Origin of the sequence: Pedobacter nototheniae (genome assembly GCF_032678625.1) — a bacterium.
GTDB lineage: Bacteria > Bacteroidota > Bacteroidia > Sphingobacteriales > Sphingobacteriaceae > Pedobacter > Pedobacter nototheniae_A.
The window spans coordinates 16,606-33,055 of the sequence record NZ_JAVTSO010000011.1; the positions used below are offsets into that span (position 1 = coordinate 16,606).

Genomic DNA, 16,450 nt, shown 5'->3' on the forward strand with positions numbered 1-16,450 from the left:
TAATTATTTGCAATTTAGTTTTAAAATTTACGCCTATGTTTTCTCCATTTAACGAAGGATCAGCTTATTTACAACCCTACTGGGAAAAGTATATGGCCTTGCATAAACGTGTGGAGCTGCCTGCGCGCACGGTTTTATTAAACGAAGGTGAAATTTCAAAACGGTCCTTTTTAATTGAAAAAGGCTGTATCCGGGCATGGTTTAATAATCAAGGCAACGATACTACTTTTCAGTTTTTTTTCGAAAATGAGATTTTTTCTTCCAGGGAGAGCTTTAAGAAAAATATTCCGAGCATATGCACCTTCGAAACCATTGAACCCAGTGTGGTACATATTATTGAAAAAAAAGATTTTGAGCAGATAATGGCCGAGCTTGATAAAGACACCACATTCCTGAAGCAAATGCTGGATGTTCTGTTTGAAAGGCAGTTTCATTATATGAAAGAATTTTTATCAATGATTAGAGATACTCCGGAGCAGCGTTACTTAAATTTGTTGAATGATGCTCCATATGTTATTAAAAGGGTACCTCAGCATTACATAGCATCATATTTAGGGGTAAGCTCCGTTCATTTAAGCCGACTTAAAAGTAAGCTGCTAAAAGAGAAAAAAATATAAGCATTTGATAACATATGTTATCGCCCGATAGTGGCATTGTACCCGATCTTTGTTTTAAATATTTTAAAAAATGAAAGCAGCAATTTTATATAAGAAAGGCGAAACGCCTAAATATGGAGAAATAGAGCAGCCTGTTGCTCAAAGTGATCGCGAAATTATACTTACCGTTAAAGCCGCATCAGTTAAAAACCTCGATAAATCCAGGGCCAGCGGTGCACATTACAGCAGTGCAGTTCCTTTAGAAAAACCGCAAACAGTTGGTGTTGATGGAGTAGGTTTTTTAGAGGATGGCACACGTGTTTATGCAGCCGGAATAAGCGGTATGATTGCCGAAAAAGCTTTGGTAAATGTTAAAAGCATCGTGAAAATTCCTGATCACCTGGATGATGTAACAGCGGCAGCATTACCCAATGCAGTTTTAGGTGCTTCTGGCGCAATTCAGTTTAAGGCAAATGTACAAAGTGGACAAACCGTTTTAATTAATGGCGCTACCGGTGTAACCGGAATGGTAGCTGTACAAATTGCTAAACTATATGGTGCAAAAAAGGTAATTGTAACGGGCAGAAATGCAGATGCATTAAAATCCTTGCTTCAGTTGGGTGCTGATGAAGTTATTTCTTTAAAAGATACCGATGAAGTTATCATTGAAAATATTAAAAGGATACATAAACTAAATCAGGTTGATGTGGTTGTAGATTACCTTTGGGGTAAACCAGCCGAACTAATTCTTGCCGCACTTTTGGGTGATGGTGGAAATACACACCGGGTTAAGTTTGTAACCGTTGGCAGCATGGCAGGAGATAAAATTGAATTGTCTTCTTCGGTTTTAAGAAGTTCGGATATTGAACTTTCGGGATCTGGTTTTGGTAGCTTATCAGCTGAAAATATCGAAATCCTCTTTAAAGAAATTTTGCCGAAAATGCTGCAATATGCCGCTGATGGAAAATTGAAAATAGAAACCGTAACCGCCAAACTGGAAGATATTGAAACGGCCTGGAATGCGGAAATACCTTCTGGGAAGAGATTGGTTATTTTAATTTAATCCTCATATTTTTTTTCTGGTATAGTCAGATTTGATTTTTTTGAATGGCTTTAATCGAGTTGGTTAAAGCCGGTTGAAGGTTTAATGGCCTACCATTAAACCTTCATTTTGTAATGTGTTAAAAAGTAGATGATAAAAATTAAGAGTATCGAATTTAAAACCAGCAGTAGCCAGGATATTAATGATTTCCGATCTTTCATCAAGGCAACAAAGGCACTGATGTACGCCATTGCAGTTAAAGCCAGAAACAAATCAATTGTTTGTATACCCAATAAGTAATAGCCTTTATAAGAAAAAACAAGGCAAGCCAATATCAGGAAAACTACGGAGGTTATATTATATATTTTATTGGGTTGCATATTATTTTAATCATAAATTTAAATAAATGTTTAATCACAATGCGGAACGGTAAAAGTCCAGGTTTCGGCTTCAGTATTTGGAATAACATAACCATTTCCTTTAGCATTTTCGAACCATAATTTGCCGCGAAGTTTTTCACGCGTTCCTACTTCATTTAGGGTTGCGCTATCGTAAAGGCGGCCGTTAATCATCACATATTTAATTTTTTCGGAGTTTCTGATGTCATCTAACGGATTGGCATCCATAATTACTAAATCGGCCAGTTTGCCAACCTCCAAAGAACCAATTTCCTTATTCATACCTAAATAACCTGCACCATTTATTGTTGCATTTCTAATGGCCTGAAGTGGCGAAAATCCACCTTGTACCATCATCCACAATTCCCAGTGTGCACCTAAACCCTGTATCTGGCCGTGGGCGCCCAGGTTAACTTTTGTACCGCCATCAGCAATTTGTTTAGTTGCTTTTGCAATATCAATATGATTGTAATCCCCGTATTCGGAAGTTGTTCTGCGGCGCGCCCTGGCATCTATAATTGATCGTGGGGTATAGGTCATTAATTTTTCATTTTCCCATACATTGGTGCGGTCGTACCAATAATTTTCACCCCACTGGCCACCATATGCCACAATTAGCGTAGGGGTATAGCCCACTTCGGTATTGTTCCAGAAATTAATTACATCTTTATAAACAGGTAAAACCGGTATGCTGTGTTCAATCCCCGTATGGCCATCGGCAATCATATTCATATTGGTAAAAAAGGTCGATCCACCTTCTGGTACAACTTCCATTTTGAGCTGTCTTGCTGCTTCTAAAATCTGCTGGCGTTGCTCGCGACGTGGCTGGTTGTACGATTTAACTGAAAATGCACCTACTGCTTTTAACCTGCGGAGGTTGGCAAGGGCGTCATCCAAACTGTTAATAACCACTTTAAAATCGCCATCGGCACCGTATAAAATCGATCCTGTAGAATAAACCCTCGGGCCAATCATCCGCCCGGCTTTAAGCATTTCACTCTGGCTAAAAACCATTTCGGTATTGCTCGATGGATCATGAGAGGTTGTTACACCAAAGGCCAGATTTGCCATATAACTCCAGTCGTTTTGCGGCGTAATTCCATCAGGACTTGTACGTAAATGAGCATGCACATCCACAATGCCGGGCATAATGGTTTTTCCGTTTACATCAATAATTTTTGCATTTGCCGGAATGGTAATCGTTTCGTTTTTACCAATGGCAGTGATTTTATTTCCGTCGGTTAATATGGTGCCGTTCTCAATTACCTCATCGCCTTTCATTGAAATAATACGGGCACCTTTAAGCGCAATAATACCAGTGGGTACATCACTTTTTAAAATTAAATTAATATCTGTAGCGGTTGCGGAGGTTTTTGGTGTATTGCCATCAAAATTAAAGGCATTATTTACATCAATAGTGAAGTATTTTGGCCCCATTGTCCAATGCAAATTTCTACTGTCGGTACTCCATTGCATATAGGTACCACCATCAGCACTCACCTTGGTTACCGGAATTGCTTTATTTCCTGCAGATGCATCCTGAGCAGTTCCAACATTAATCATTGGGGTAATGTAAACGTTAAACAATTCGTTAAAAGCGAGCCATTTATTATCCGGGCTGATTACAAATTGATTGGCATATTGAGATGTAAAGTGTGTGCGTTCATTGGCGCCATTTAAGTCGATACTTTTTAAGGCTTTTTTCCCATCTACATAGCTCTGGAAATAAATTCTGGTATCGGTATTGTTAAACTGTGGTCTGATGCCATTTTCAGTAACTAAAGTTTTTGCACCACCACCCGAAGCCATCATAAAAATTCCGGTACCACGGCCATAACTATAACCTAAAACATCATTGCCAACACCTTTTCTGAATACAATTTTATCGCCTTTGGTGGAGTATTGTGGCGAATAGTAAAATCCTTTTTCATCACTTAAGGTAATTGTTTTACCGGTTTTAAGATCTGTTCTCTTTATGGCGCCTCTTAATTCGTCGTTCCAGGTGGTGTAAACCACATACTTTCCGTCAGGACTAAAGCTGGGTTCAAATTCAAAATCCATACCTGTAGTTAACCTTTCAGGAGTTCCATTTGGCATTTCTTTTTTATAAAGATACCCTGCAGCATTAAATACAACCATAGTGCCATCTGGCGAGGTAACCAGTTGTCGGAGCATTTTAGCTGAAAACTCATTTTTAAATACCTCTTGTTCAGAGTGTAATGCCTGTTGAACGGTTTGTGTGCTGTTTACCTGAAAGGGAATTTCGTCTGTTTGTAAGCTGGAAAGGTCGGTTTTTCTGATTTTCCCTTTTGCATAAAATACGAGTCCTTTACTATCTGGCATCCACCCAAAATTTGGATAAACTCCAAAAATAGCCCAGGTTTCCTGCTGGTCGTGCGACAAATCTTCATATACCGGCCATTCTTCACCAGTTTTCATATTTTGTACATATAAAACCGACTTTAAACGTACACGTTTTACAAAAGCCATTAAATTTCCATCCGGGGAAATCTGTGGACGGCAAGCACCACCTTGTTCGTTTACCAGGGTAGAAAGTTTGCCACTATTTAAATCCAGCTGGCGAATGGCATATATGGTTCCATTGGGGTCTTTACTGTATTCAAAATTTGGCCCCGGACTTATATCTTCGCTGAAAAAAACATATTTTCCATCAGGCGATACATTTGGCTCGCCGGCATCCTGCTGATCGTTTTTTCTTTTAGTTAACTGGATACCCTCTCCGCCATTTATGCTATACATCCACATTTCGCCGGCACCCAATGAGCGCGACGCTGTAAAATGTTTTCTGGCAACTAAATACTCGCTGTTGGGCATCCATGTAGCATTATTTAATAACCTGAAACTTTCTTTGGTAATCTGTTTTTTACCCGAACCATCCCGGTTCATGATCCAAATGTTGTCGCCACCACTTTTATCACTCGTAAAGGAAATGTATTTACCATTGGGGCTAAACCTGGGCTGAACATCCCATGCAATGCCTCCGCTTAACAACTTTGCACTTCCGCCGGTAACAGGTATGGTATAAATGTCGCCTAATAAATCAAAAACAATTTCTTTTCCATCTGCACTTACATCTAAGTTCATCCAGGTGCCTTCATCGGTATTAATGCTGAAGTTTTTAGTCGTTCCCTGGTATTTTTCAATGTCCCATTTTTTTTCCTGGGCCACAGAAGTGAGAACAAATAGAGAAAGCGTTGATAAGAAGAAAAATCTTTTCATTAAATTATTGAGATTAATTGTGCCGCAATTTAGTAATATGTGCCGCTTTTTTATAGTTTTGATACCGCCGATTTATGACAGCAATAGAGATTTTACAAAAGTATTGGGGACATCCGTCTTTCAGACCGTTACAGCAGGATATCATTACCTCAGTTTTGGAGAGGAAAGATAGTTTGGCACTTTTGCCAACAGGAGGAGGGAAATCCATTTGCTTCCAGGTACCTGCTTTGGTAATGGAAGGCATTTGCATTGTGGTTTCGCCGCTGGTTGCATTGATGAAAGACCAGGTAGAAAACCTTAAATCTAAAGGAATAGAAGCCATTGCCATTTATGGCGGTATGGGGAAGCGCGAAATAGACATTTTACTCGATAACTGTATTTATGGAAAAATAAAGTTCCTGTATTTATCTCCCGAAAGATTGCTTTCTGATTTGGTGAGGGTCAGGATTTCTTACATGAACGTTAACCTGATTGCAGTTGATGAGGCACATTGTATTTCGCAATGGGGTTATGATTTTCGACCGCCTTACCAACAAATTTCCAAATTAAGAGAAATTTTACCCGATGTACCAGTTTTAGCGCTTACAGCCACAGCTACAGAATTTGTACGAAAAGATATAATCGAAAAACTGGAGATGAAAGACCCACAGGTTTTTGTTAAAAGTTTTGCCCGGGATAACCTGAGTTATGTTGTTTTAGGACAGGAAGATAAGTATAAAAAGCTCATTGATATTTGCCGGAACGTAAAAGGAACTGGATTGGTTTATGTTCGCAACAGGCGCGAAACCGCTGAGGTTTCTAACTTTCTGAATCGAAACCAGCTTAAAGCCGATTTTTATCATGCAGGTTTAGAACGGGATGTCCGTTTTAAAAAACAGGAAGACTGGAAGTTGAACAAAACCCGGATTATGGTGGCCACTAATGCCTTTGGAATGGGTATTGATAAAGCCGATGTACGTTTTGTTGTGCATTTGGATTTACCCGAAAGCCTGGAAGCTTATTATCAGGAAGCCGGCAGGGCAGGACGGGATGAAAAAAGGAGTTATGCCGTTTTACTGGCCAACCATGCTGATGTTTTAAGTTTAGAATCACGATATATCGACAGTTTTCCGTCGGCAGAAGAAATTAGAAAAACCTACCATTACCTCGGCAATTATTTTCAGCTGGCTTTTGGTGCCGGAGAAGGATTAACCTTTCCTTTTGATGTAGCAGATTTTTGCAAAAGATTTAATTTAAGTGTGTTAAAAACATTGTCTGCTTTAAAATTTTTGGAGCACGATGGTTATATTACCCTTTCCGAAAGTGTGTTTTTACCCTCCAGGTTAATGTTTATCCTTTCCCATGAAGAGGTTTATCGTTTCCAGATTGAGAACCGGGCTTACGATAATTTGATTAAAACCATTCTTCGTTCATATGGAGGCGCATTTGATGGTTATGTAAAAGTTAATGAGGCCGAACTCGCTAAACGAACCGGATTTTCCTATACGGAAATCGTTTCCCTGCTGAATAAACTGCAGTCTATAGAATTGTTGTCTTATTTGCAACAAACCGATCAGCCACAGTTGCAATACGTAAGAGCAAGAGTAGATATGGATCATTTTGATGTGGATGCTAAATACCTTGAACTTAGAAAAGAAATTTTGCTGAAACAAATTAATGCCGTAGTGGCTTATGCATCAGGTTCAGTGTGCAGAAGCATGCAGTTGTTAAGTTACTTTGATGAGAACAATGCACCAAAGTGCGGCGTTTGTGATGTTTGCCTGGCAGAAAAAAAGCTGGAGAACGAGTCGCAGATTAATGATCAGCTTGATTTTGAAATTATTTCCCTGCTACAGCAACAACCGCTGGGCTTAGATGATTTAGTTCTGAATATGAAAATCGGGAATGAAAGTGAACGCTTAGAAGCCATAAGAGAGTTATTAGATGCCGGTAAAATTAAATCAGATGGTAAGAAATATTATCTTTAGACATTAAAAAATCCCCAGATAGTTTAGCAATAAAACTATATTTTAGCAGTTCCAATTCACTCTTTAAAAACAGATGACAGAAAAAAATAATAAAAAAGTAATCCGTTCGTGGGCTTTTTTCGACTGGGCAAATTCTGCCTATAACTTAGTAATTACCTCCACCATTTTTCCGGCTTATTATACCATTATTACTACAACCAAAGAACATGGCGATCATGTTAGTTTTTTTGGCAGAACATTTACCAATACCGCATTAAGCAATTATGCATTATCATTTGCTTACCTGATTATGGCTTTAGCTTTGCCTGTACTTTCTTCAATTGCAGATAACAGGGGCAATAAAAAAGCTTTTATGAAATTTTTCACCTACATGGGCGGATTGGCTTGTGCAGGCTTATTTTTTTTCGAGCTGAATACTTTAGAGCTCGGAATAATTTGTTTTGTATTGGCTGCCATGGGCTATATTGGTGGTGTATTGTTTAATAATTCTTATTTGCCTGAAATTGCAACAGAAGACCAGCAGGACAGGGTGAGTGCCCAGGGTTTTTCTTATGGTTATGTTGGTTCTGTTTTATTACAGCTTATTTGCTTTTTATTTGTACTAAAACCCGAGTGGTTTGGCATTACCGATGGTTCTTTGCCAGCCCGGATTTCTTTTCTTTTAGTGGGAATCTGGTGGATTGCTTTTGCACAAATTCCTTTTAAAAACTTGCCATCTGTTCATAAACAATACGAAAAGGTTAAACGAAACCTGATTAAAGATGGTTTCAATGAGCTATCAAAGGTATGGAACCTGGTTAAAAATATGAAGAAATTAAAAGGCTTCCTGTTTGCATTCTTCTTTTATTCAATGGGTGTACAAACCATTATGCTTGCCGCGGCAGGTTTTGCAGAAAAAACATTAAAACTCGGAACAGCAAAATTAATTGCAGTAATTTTAATTATCCAGTTGGTTGCTATCCCTGGTGCAATGTTAATGTCGTTTCTTTCTAAAAAATGGGGCAATACCAATGTGCTGATTTATGTAGTGTTAATTTGGATTGGCGCTTGTGTAGGTGGTTATTATGTAAGTAATGAATATCAATTTTATGCCTTATCGGCGGTGGTTGGTTTAATTATGGGCGGAATTCAATCTTTATCAAGATCTACTTATTCAAAGTTTTTACCCGAAAACACCCCTGATTCTACCTCATTCTTTAGTTTTTATGATGTTACTGAAAAATTAGCCATTGTAATTGGACTTTTCAGTTTTGCTTATATAGAAGAGGTAACTAGTAATATCCGGTATTCCATTATTGCTTTGGCATCATTTTTTATAGTTGGTTTAATCTTTTTAATGCTTCTCAAAAAAATAGAAGCAAGGCAAGCCCTAAAATTGTAAATTTACCCGCTTAAAGATTTTGTTGATGAAAGTAGAATTATTTGTTCCCTGTTTTGTAGATCAATTATACCCCGAAACCGCTTTTAATACCTTAAAGTTATTAGAAAAATCAGGATGTAAAGTCGAATACAATTCAAAACAAACCTGTTGCGGACAACCAGCATACAATGCCGGTTACTGGGATGAGGCAAAAGAAGTGGGTACAAAATTTTTAAATGATTTTACTGAAAATACTTATGTGGTAGCGCCTTCAGCATCATGTGTTGGAATGATTAAAGGCGGTTATAACGATTTGTTTACCAATACTATTGTACACAATAAGTGCCGGAGTCTACAATCCAATATATTCGAATTATCTGATTTTCTGGTTAATATTGCGAAAAAAGATTACTTCGGCGCAGAATTGGAAGGAAAGGCTGTTTATCATGACTCATGCAGTGCCTTACGCGAATGCAAAATTAAAGATGAACCCCGTCAGCTCCTTTCAAAAGTACATGGATTGGAAATGATTGAGATGAAAGATACCGATATGTGCTGTGGATTTGGTGGTACTTTTGCAGTTAAATTCGATGCCATTTCCTCAGCAATGGCCGAGCAAAAAGTTAACCATGCTTTAGACCAGAAAGCCGATTATATTATTTCCACAGATTTATCTTGCCTGCTACATTTACAAGGCTACATCGATAAAAATAACTTACCCATTAAAACAATGCATATTGCTGATGTTTTAACTAATGGCTGGTTGGAAAGTACCGAATATTAAATTCCGGCTTTAAAATTTCGTAAAAAAAGAGATACAAAATACAGCTCCAAAAGCAATAAATTCCTTTTTATTGATTAAAGGGAGGGTTTAACAAATTTTAACAGGGCAAATGTTAAAACAATAATACTTTTGTTTAAACCATTTCTATATTCCTGAATCAAACAACAAAACAAAATCTTAAAAAATGAAAAAAGTAATTTTTGCTCTTTTTGGTATCTTCTCAATTGTATTTGTTGCAAATGCACAAAAAAAGACCTCAGGAGCTATACAATATGAAGCTACGGTAGATCCGGCAGCAATGGCAGCGGCAAGTGGCATTAAAATTCCTGAACAAATGGCTGCGCGGATGCCTTCGAGCAGTAAAAGTAATTTTGAGCTTTTATTTAATGCTACAAATGCAAGTTATATGCCTGTTGAAGACAACGAGGATAGTAACGGAGCAGGCGGCGGCGGTGGCGGAATGGGACGTATGATGATGCGTTTTGGTGGCGCCGGCGGCAACAGAGAGTATTATTATACTTTTGCCGATCAAAAATTAACGGAGGTATTTGACTTAAATGATACCACTTACTACATGCCAAGTAAATTAACATTATCTACTTCAGGGCCAATTGGTTCTTTCAGAATGGGTGGTGGAAACCCTAATGATACAACTAAGGCAAAACCTGTAGCAGCACCCAAAATTGAAATTGTTAAAACGGATGCAACCAAAAAAATTATCGGATTTGATTGTAAAGAAGTGATTGTTAAATCGACCAGGACAATTAAGATATTAGATATGGATAAAGACGTAACCGAAGAAACACACATCTGGTATACAACAGATTTAGGTTTTAACTTTTCGCCGAATCCAAATATGTGGACAGAAGGTACAGTTTTGGCAATAGAAAGCAGAGGGAATAATACCATTGCTAAAAGTATCGAATACAGGGGTGTTAGTGCTAAAGATGTTACCGCTCCTAAAAAAGCCAAATTAATCACCGAAGAAGAATATAAAACTAAAATGGATAACATGATGAAACGTTTTAGGGGCAATGGTAACGGAAGACCGGGTGGCACAGGACAAATAAGAATGGGTAACTAAACCTGAAAATATTGTATTTAAAAGCCTGCTTTGTTTAAAATGAAGCAGGCTTTTTTATGTCTTAAAATAAATGTAAGATCAATGGTACAATTAGATTTTTGCCTCTTATAATAAAATAACTATTATTGGTGCAAAATTTAAGACTAACCAAACGTGATTACGGAAAACACTAATAATCTTTTAAGAACCAAGCAACATTTCGAAATTTTAGATGGCTTAAGAGGGGTTGCAGCTGTAGCAGTTGTAATTTACCACTTTATGGAAATTGCAATTACCGACTACAGTAAAAACTTTATCGGCCATGGTTATTTAGCCGTCGATTTCTTTTTTTGCTTATCAGGCTTTGTAATTGCCTACGCTTACGATAACCGGGCAGAAGGTATTGGTGTTTTGCAGTTTTTTAAATTAAGACTTATTCGTTTGCATCCACTGGTTATTATTGGATCCGTGCTTGGCTTGCTAACTTTTCTTTTTGATCCATACAGTGATTTTTATGCTGTATATGGTTTTGGGAAAACCTTAGCGCTGTTTTTAGCTTCGGCCTTATTAATTCCTTATCCGGCTATGCCTGAGCGTTACCTTAATCTTTTTTGTTTAAATGCACCAAGCTGGTCGTTATTTTGGGAATACATTGCCAATGTTTTCTACATTTTCTTTCTGTATAAAATTAATAAGAAAATACTACTTGTTTTAACGGTAATTGCCGCCACGCTGATCTGTTATGTTGCCGTTCGTTCAACTAATTTAGGTGGTGGCTGGGGTGGACCAAATTTTTGGGATGGTGGTGCAAGGGTTTTTTACTCCTTTTTAGCCGGTATGCTGATTTATCGTTCAAACCTGATTATTAAAAATAAACTTGGCTTTATTGGCATAAGTATTTTATTGGTTTTATCCTTTTTAGTCCCTTTTTCTAATGATTGGAATTGGTTAACTGAGCCAATAATTGTCCTGCTTTATTTTCCGCTTTTGGTTTCTTTAGGTGCAGGAGCTCAGTTAAGCCCATCTTTGAAAAAAGTCTGCAAGCTATCCGGAGAAATATCTTATCCGCTTTACATGACACATTACCCTTTTCTTTGGATATTTTTAACCTACGTAGCAGTAGTTAAACCTAAAATGTCGGTAATGGAAATTGTCATCCCGGTTTCTGTAGTGCTTTTAATTTTATTAGCCTATTTAGTTATGAAGTTTATAGACGAGCCGCTCAGAAAGTATTTAAAAGCAAAAATGATTAAAGCTTAGGTTATTGATTTTATATCAAACTGTTTTTAGAAAGCAAAGCTTGTTGTTAAATAACTTTTTGTTGGTGTTATCACCAGCGAAATGGCAAAGGGCGTCATTGCGAGGAGGTACGACGAAGCAATCTTTATAACTTTAAAACAGCATTAAATTATTTTCGTCTTGCTATTTATTCGATGATTTTTTAGCAACAAAGACCCTGAAATAAATTCAGGGTGACGGTTCCGTTTTTGGTTGGTGTTATCACCAAGCCAAAGGGAAAACGAAGGGCGTCATTGCGAGGAGGTACGACGAAGCAATCTTTATAACTTTAAAAACAGCATTAAATACTTTCCTATTTTTATTTTACTTTGTGTTGTTACCAATCAAGTGAAATTTTTTATTTTAGGAAAGCAAAGGCTTTAGCGCTTCGGAGGCCTTGTTCCTGCTTTACGCTGTATCCCGATAGAAAAAATCGGGGATGCCGCTTCAATCAGGTTTAAAGAACTAAAATGGTGTGCTAAAAAGGTTAACAGTGTACCTAAACCCGATCTGAGTGAATGCCCCGATTTTTCATCGGGCAGCAACGGGAGCGGGGCTGGACTATCCTAAGTACGTCTAAACATTCATTTCTTAATAACTTTTTGTAGATGTTTTAACTTTTGGTTGGTGTTATCACCAAGCCAAAGGGAAAGAGCGTCATTGCGAGGAGGTACGACGACGCAATCTTTATAACTTTAAAAACAACATTAAATTATTTTCGTTTTGCTGTTTATTCGATGGTTTTTTAACAATAAAGACCCTGAAATAAATTCAGGGTGACGGTCCAGTTTTTAGTTGGTGATAACACCAACCAAAGGGAATTATCGCCTGCGAAATGGAAAAGGGCGTCATTGGGAGGAGGTACGACGAAGCAATCCTTATAACTTTAAAAACAACATTAAATTATTTTCATTTTGCTGTTTATTCGATGGTTTTTTAACAATAAATACCCTGAAATAAATTCAGGGTGACGGTCCAGTTTTTAGTTGATGATAACACCAACCAAAGGGAATTATCGCCTGCGAAATGGAAAAGGGCGTCATTGGGAGGAGGTACGACGAAGCAATCTTTATAACTTTAAAAACAACATTAAATTATTTTCATCTTGCTATTTATTCGATGGTTTTTTAGCAATAAAGACCCTGAAATAAATTCAGGGTGACGGCCCAGTTTTTAGTTGGTGATAACACCAGGTAAAAGCTAAAGTAGTGCATAAACCCACCTTTGCTGAATTTATTTCAGCATCTTTTTTTAACAAGAAGAAGCTAAACTTCAGGGTGAACGCTGTATATTTTTCTTCTCTTTATCCAAAACTGTAAAAAACTGAACCAATCGTTCTCCGTTTTCATCAACGAGGGTTAAGGTATGCTTGCCGGCGGGCGGGCTAATGGCCAGCTGGTGATAATTGGTTGTGGTGGCTACATATTCATTGTCGATATGCCAGTATATTTTTGATGCGCTATTTCGGTGCGCTGCATTTAATACAATTTTTCCTCTTGAGCCATCCAGTTCTAATGGAATGTAAACGGTTGCACCGTTTTTTGGATAAATTAGTTCCATTACATTGTTTCCACCGGTATTTTCACACCCGGTTTTAAATGGAGGCAACATTTTATAATCGCTGTTCTTAATTTTATAATAGTACTCCATTGCCGGTGGAAGGATAAACCAGCTTTTGTGGACCATACTGGTTACGTTTTCGCATTGATCGGTTACGCGATAGGTTGCTGTTCTGTCTAAATGAATAATTTTATGGAAAGGGCAGATGGAAGTTTTTTCTCCGGCTGGTGGAACCATTTCTTCTATAACATCCACACAGTTTTCGCCTGCTTTATAACCACTTTGTTTACAAATTTTAATTTTTTTAAGTTTGGTTGTGGGTGTTTCAAACCATTTTCCATTCGGCAATAACCTAAAAATATCAAACAGAACCGGAGCAGCAGCTTCAATACCAACCAAACCTGGACGGCCTTCACCATCGGCATTGCCTACCCAAACACAAACAACATAATTGGGCGTTAAGCCCACAGCCCAGGCATCTCTAAAGCCAAAACTTGTTCCGGTTTTCCAGGCCACTCTTTGCGAAGAAGAAAACTGCTCCCATAAGCCTTCATCACCGGGCCGCATTACTTCTTCCATAGCGTTAAAAGTAGACCAAATAGAAGCATGATCTAAAAATGAATTCCGCTGTACATCAGCTTGATCTTTTTGCGTCTGCTTTACATATACTGCCTGCTGGTAATCTGCAGGATTGTACAAACCCTTGTATGTATTGTAGTGGTTTAACGTGCGCACCATGCCCATATATGTATTGGCTAAATCCCACATGGTTACTTCACTGCCACCTAAAATTAACGATAGTCCATAATGATCTGCTGGCTGGTTTAATGTGCCGATACCCAGTTTTTTTAACTTATCGTAAAATCTTTCATATTTGTATTGTTGCAACATTTTAACTGCAGGTATATTTAGTGATCTGCTGAGCGCTTTGTCTGCTGCAATTGCACCGTCATAACCTAAGTCGTAATTTTGAGGCGAATAGCCTGCTATCTGCGTTGGGATATCAGGAACTAATATATGTGGTAAAATAAAGCCATCATTAAGCATATTTGCATACAATAGGGGTTTTAAGGTACTGCCGGGGCTTCTTGGTGCCTTAATCATATCCACATGGCTTTGCAGTAGCGGATCATCGGGCTGGTAAATATTGCCAACATAACTCACTACTTCACCACTTCTTGCATCCAAAACCAAGGCTGAAATATTGTTGATATCGTTAGCACGATAGCGGTTATTGTATCTTTTTAAAATATAACTCACCTTAAGCTGAATGTTTTCGTTTAAGGTGGATGTGATTCTTGTTGAGTTAATGTTTAACGCCTTGCGTTCTGTTTTAAATCGGTTCAATAAATGCGGTGCATTTTGAGGCAGGGGTAATGGTTTACCTGGAACCGGTTCCAATTTTGATAAATTGGCTGTAGTTTGATCTATATATTTTAACTTAACCAGTTTATCGAGCAAATCATTCCGTTTTTTAATCAGTCTGACCGAATTCTTCCCCGGATGAACTAATGACGGGCTGTTAGGCAATACGGCAAGCGTAGCCATTTCGCCCCAGGAAAGGCTTTTAGCATCCCTGCCGTAGTAACGCCAGCTTGCGGCTTCAAGACCAACAACATTACTACCGAAAGGTGCATTGGCGGCATAAAGACCAATAATTTCTTTTTTAGAATATTTAAGCTCCAGCCTAAAAGCCAACAGGATTTCGAATAATTTTTGCCAGATCGTTCTGTCTTGCTTTCGGGATAACCGAATAACCTGCATAGTTAAAGTACTGCCACCACTCACTATACTTTTAGCTTTTAAATTTTGGCGCATTGCCCTGCTCATAGCTAAAAAGTCTACCCCAAAGTGGTTGTAAAATCGCTTGTCTTCAAAAGCAATAATACAATCTTTAAACTTAACCGGAACGCTATCAGCAACAGGAAAACGCCATTGCCCATCCTGAGCAATAGATGCACTTAATAAATTACCATTGCTGGCTTCTAAAACGAAAGATGTAGGAGATTTAAAAAGGTTTTTTGGCAGTGCAAAAAGAAAAAATAGCAACAGCAATAAACAAATACCATCTGAAATTACAATTACCTTAAATCTTTTGTCCATCAAGTGCTTTTTTGTGATCAAAGCAAATATAGGATTCTAATGTTCCATTTTCTCCCATTTTTCAATTTCAGGAAGCTGTTTTTTATAAGCCTCTACATCCCAAACCAATCCCCACTGTTTAACGTAATCTGCCAGTGGGCCTAACCCTACAGCAGCCCTTCGTTCATCTACATGGTCGGGGTCTACTAAAGGCAAAACATAAGTGCGTTTTTCAGCGCCGTTGGTTCCGATCTGACTTCCATAAGTTTGTTTTCTTCCTTCGCCAAGCGCAACCCGGTCTTCAAGCAGCGCTAAAGCACTTGCTTTAGCCTTACCTTCTTTTACAGCTAAACGCATCATGGGTAAATATTTTTGCTGAATGTTGAGGTCTGAGTGCTGTATAACCAAGAACAAAGTAAGGTTACCTTTATTGCCTATTTTATCTTCTCCCAACCATCCAAATTTGTCGAGTATTTTGGTAACTCTTAAGTTATTAATGCTATCATCATGATTCATTACTTTAATTAAGCTATCAACCGAATGGTGCTTGAATCCAAATTGCTTTTCTGCGTTTATATATTTAACTCTGTTTCCCTGATCTGTTGTATAAATTTCTTCCAGTTCTTCTTTTACAGGTTTATTATAATTGGCTTCTATTTTGGCTAAATTGTTTTTGAGTTTAGCCATTAGCTCAGTCCATTTCGGTGTATTATGAAGCGATTTCAAGTCGCCATCCGTTTCAGTATGTTGAAGGTTATTCCAGCCATTTTCTATACTTAAGTTTAAAAAATCAAGTGCATGGTTAGTGTCCTGGGCTAATGCGGCAGCGCATGCGGCATTATACAAGTCATTTTTATTATTTTTTTCAATTTGAAGCGCTTTAATGTAAGTTTCGTTTGACTGCTGATAATTTTTAGCCTTGTATAAACTGTCAGCTGTTGAAATTAAGTCTTTATAAATATGCTGTGCATTACAGGAAATGCAAACAAAAGTTAATAGCATAAAGGTTAAGCAGTTTTTCATAAAATTGATTTTGAACTAAGATAATAAAATTAAACTATATTGTTAGTTAGTTGTTTT

11 protein-coding genes are annotated in these 16,450 nt (G+C 37.8%); 8 read left to right on the forward strand and 3 right to left on the reverse strand.

The annotated features are described in order from the left end of the window. Positions 1 to 35 precede the first annotated feature (35 nt). The 3 genes from R2Q77_RS20570 to R2Q77_RS20580 all read left to right on the forward strand — a co-directional run bounded on the left by R2Q77_RS20570 (position 36) and on the right by R2Q77_RS20580 (position 1,938). Entirely contained in the window at positions 36 to 617 is a 582-nt protein-coding gene (locus R2Q77_RS20570; RefSeq protein ID WP_316805590.1) for a Crp/Fnr family transcriptional regulator, read from the forward strand. Positions 618 to 687: 70 nt separating this feature from the next. Further along, the gene (locus R2Q77_RS20575; protein WP_316805591.1) at positions 688 to 1,659 is read left to right on the forward strand and encodes a zinc-binding alcohol dehydrogenase family protein; all 972 of its coding nucleotides are present in this window, start codon (positions 688 to 690) and stop codon (positions 1,657 to 1,659) included. A gap of 129 nt (positions 1,660 to 1,788) precedes the next feature. Continuing rightward, complete coding sequence (locus R2Q77_RS20580; protein ID WP_316805592.1) at positions 1,789 to 1,938, forward strand: hypothetical protein; 150 nt, start codon at positions 1,789 to 1,791, stop codon at positions 1,936 to 1,938. Positions 1,939 to 2,048: 110 nt separating this feature from the next. Here R2Q77_RS20580 and R2Q77_RS20585 read toward each other — a convergent pair whose 3' ends face one another. Beyond that, entirely contained in the window at positions 2,049 to 5,276 is a 3,228-nt protein-coding gene (locus R2Q77_RS20585) for an amidohydrolase family protein (RefSeq protein WP_316805593.1), read from the reverse strand. Between the two features lie 74 nt (positions 5,277 to 5,350). Between R2Q77_RS20585 and R2Q77_RS20590 the strand changes: the two genes are divergently transcribed. The 5 genes from R2Q77_RS20590 (at position 5,351) to R2Q77_RS20610 (ending at position 11,710) form a co-directional block, all read left to right on the forward strand. After that, positions 5,351 to 7,243 (forward strand): ATP-dependent DNA helicase RecQ, encoded by a 1,893-nt coding sequence (locus R2Q77_RS20590; protein ID WP_316805594.1) that lies wholly within the window; start codon positions 5,351 to 5,353, stop codon positions 7,241 to 7,243. A 73-nt stretch (positions 7,244 to 7,316) separates the two neighbouring features. Then, positions 7,317 to 8,624: an MFS transporter gene (locus R2Q77_RS20595; protein ID WP_316805595.1), complete on the forward strand. Its 1,308-nt coding sequence runs from the start codon at positions 7,317 to 7,319 to the stop codon at positions 8,622 to 8,624. Positions 8,625 to 8,649: 25 nt separating this feature from the next. Continuing rightward, positions 8,650 to 9,387, forward strand: coding sequence for a (Fe-S)-binding protein (locus R2Q77_RS20600; RefSeq protein ID WP_316805596.1), 738 nt, complete (start codon positions 8,650 to 8,652; stop codon positions 9,385 to 9,387). A gap of 184 nt (positions 9,388 to 9,571) precedes the next feature. Then, complete coding sequence (locus tag R2Q77_RS20605; RefSeq protein ID WP_316805597.1) at positions 9,572 to 10,471, forward strand: hypothetical protein; 900 nt, start codon at positions 9,572 to 9,574, stop codon at positions 10,469 to 10,471. A gap of 153 nt (positions 10,472 to 10,624) precedes the next feature. Beyond that, complete coding sequence (locus R2Q77_RS20610; protein WP_316805598.1) at positions 10,625 to 11,710, forward strand: acyltransferase; 1,086 nt, start codon at positions 10,625 to 10,627, stop codon at positions 11,708 to 11,710. Positions 11,711 to 13,000: 1,290 nt separating this feature from the next. On the opposite strand, the gene pbpC is transcribed toward R2Q77_RS20610, so the two are convergent. Together pbpC and R2Q77_RS20620 are read right to left on the reverse strand one after the other, a co-directional pair. Next, complete coding sequence (pbpC, locus tag R2Q77_RS20615; protein WP_316805599.1) at positions 13,001 to 15,391, reverse strand: penicillin-binding protein 1C; 2,391 nt, start codon at positions 15,389 to 15,391, stop codon at positions 13,001 to 13,003. A 36-nt stretch (positions 15,392 to 15,427) separates the two neighbouring features. Next, positions 15,428 to 16,393, reverse strand: a complete 966-nt coding sequence (locus tag R2Q77_RS20620; protein ID WP_316805600.1) for a DUF6624 domain-containing protein — start codon at positions 16,391 to 16,393, stop codon at positions 15,428 to 15,430. Between the last annotated feature and the right edge of the window lie 57 nt (positions 16,394 to 16,450).

What these genes read in the sequence shown, in the direction of transcription:
- R2Q77_RS20585 (WP_316805593.1), bottom strand. Translation starts at nt 5,276, where the DNA reads ATGAAAAGATTTTTCTTCTTATCAACGCTTTCTCTATTTGTTCTCACT.
- R2Q77_RS20600 (WP_316805596.1), top strand. Translation starts at nt 8,650, where the DNA reads ATGAAAGTAGAATTATTTGTTCCCTGTTTTGTAGATCAATTATACCCC.
- pbpC (WP_316805599.1), bottom strand. Translation starts at nt 15,391, where the DNA reads ATGGACAAAAGATTTAAGGTAATTGTAATTTCAGATGGTATTTGTTTA.
- R2Q77_RS20580 (WP_316805592.1), top strand. Translation starts at nt 1,789, where the DNA reads ATGATAAAAATTAAGAGTATCGAATTTAAAACCAGCAGTAGCCAGGAT.
- R2Q77_RS20595 (WP_316805595.1), top strand. Translation starts at nt 7,317, where the DNA reads ATGACAGAAAAAAATAATAAAAAAGTAATCCGTTCGTGGGCTTTTTTC.
- R2Q77_RS20605 (WP_316805597.1), top strand. Translation starts at nt 9,572, where the DNA reads ATGAAAAAAGTAATTTTTGCTCTTTTTGGTATCTTCTCAATTGTATTT.
- R2Q77_RS20570 (WP_316805590.1), top strand. Translation starts at nt 36, where the DNA reads ATGTTTTCTCCATTTAACGAAGGATCAGCTTATTTACAACCCTACTGG.
- R2Q77_RS20620 (WP_316805600.1), bottom strand. Translation starts at nt 16,393, where the DNA reads ATGAAAAACTGCTTAACCTTTATGCTATTAACTTTTGTTTGCATTTCC.
- R2Q77_RS20590 (WP_316805594.1), top strand. Translation starts at nt 5,351, where the DNA reads ATGACAGCAATAGAGATTTTACAAAAGTATTGGGGACATCCGTCTTTC.
- R2Q77_RS20575 (WP_316805591.1), top strand. Translation starts at nt 688, where the DNA reads ATGAAAGCAGCAATTTTATATAAGAAAGGCGAAACGCCTAAATATGGA.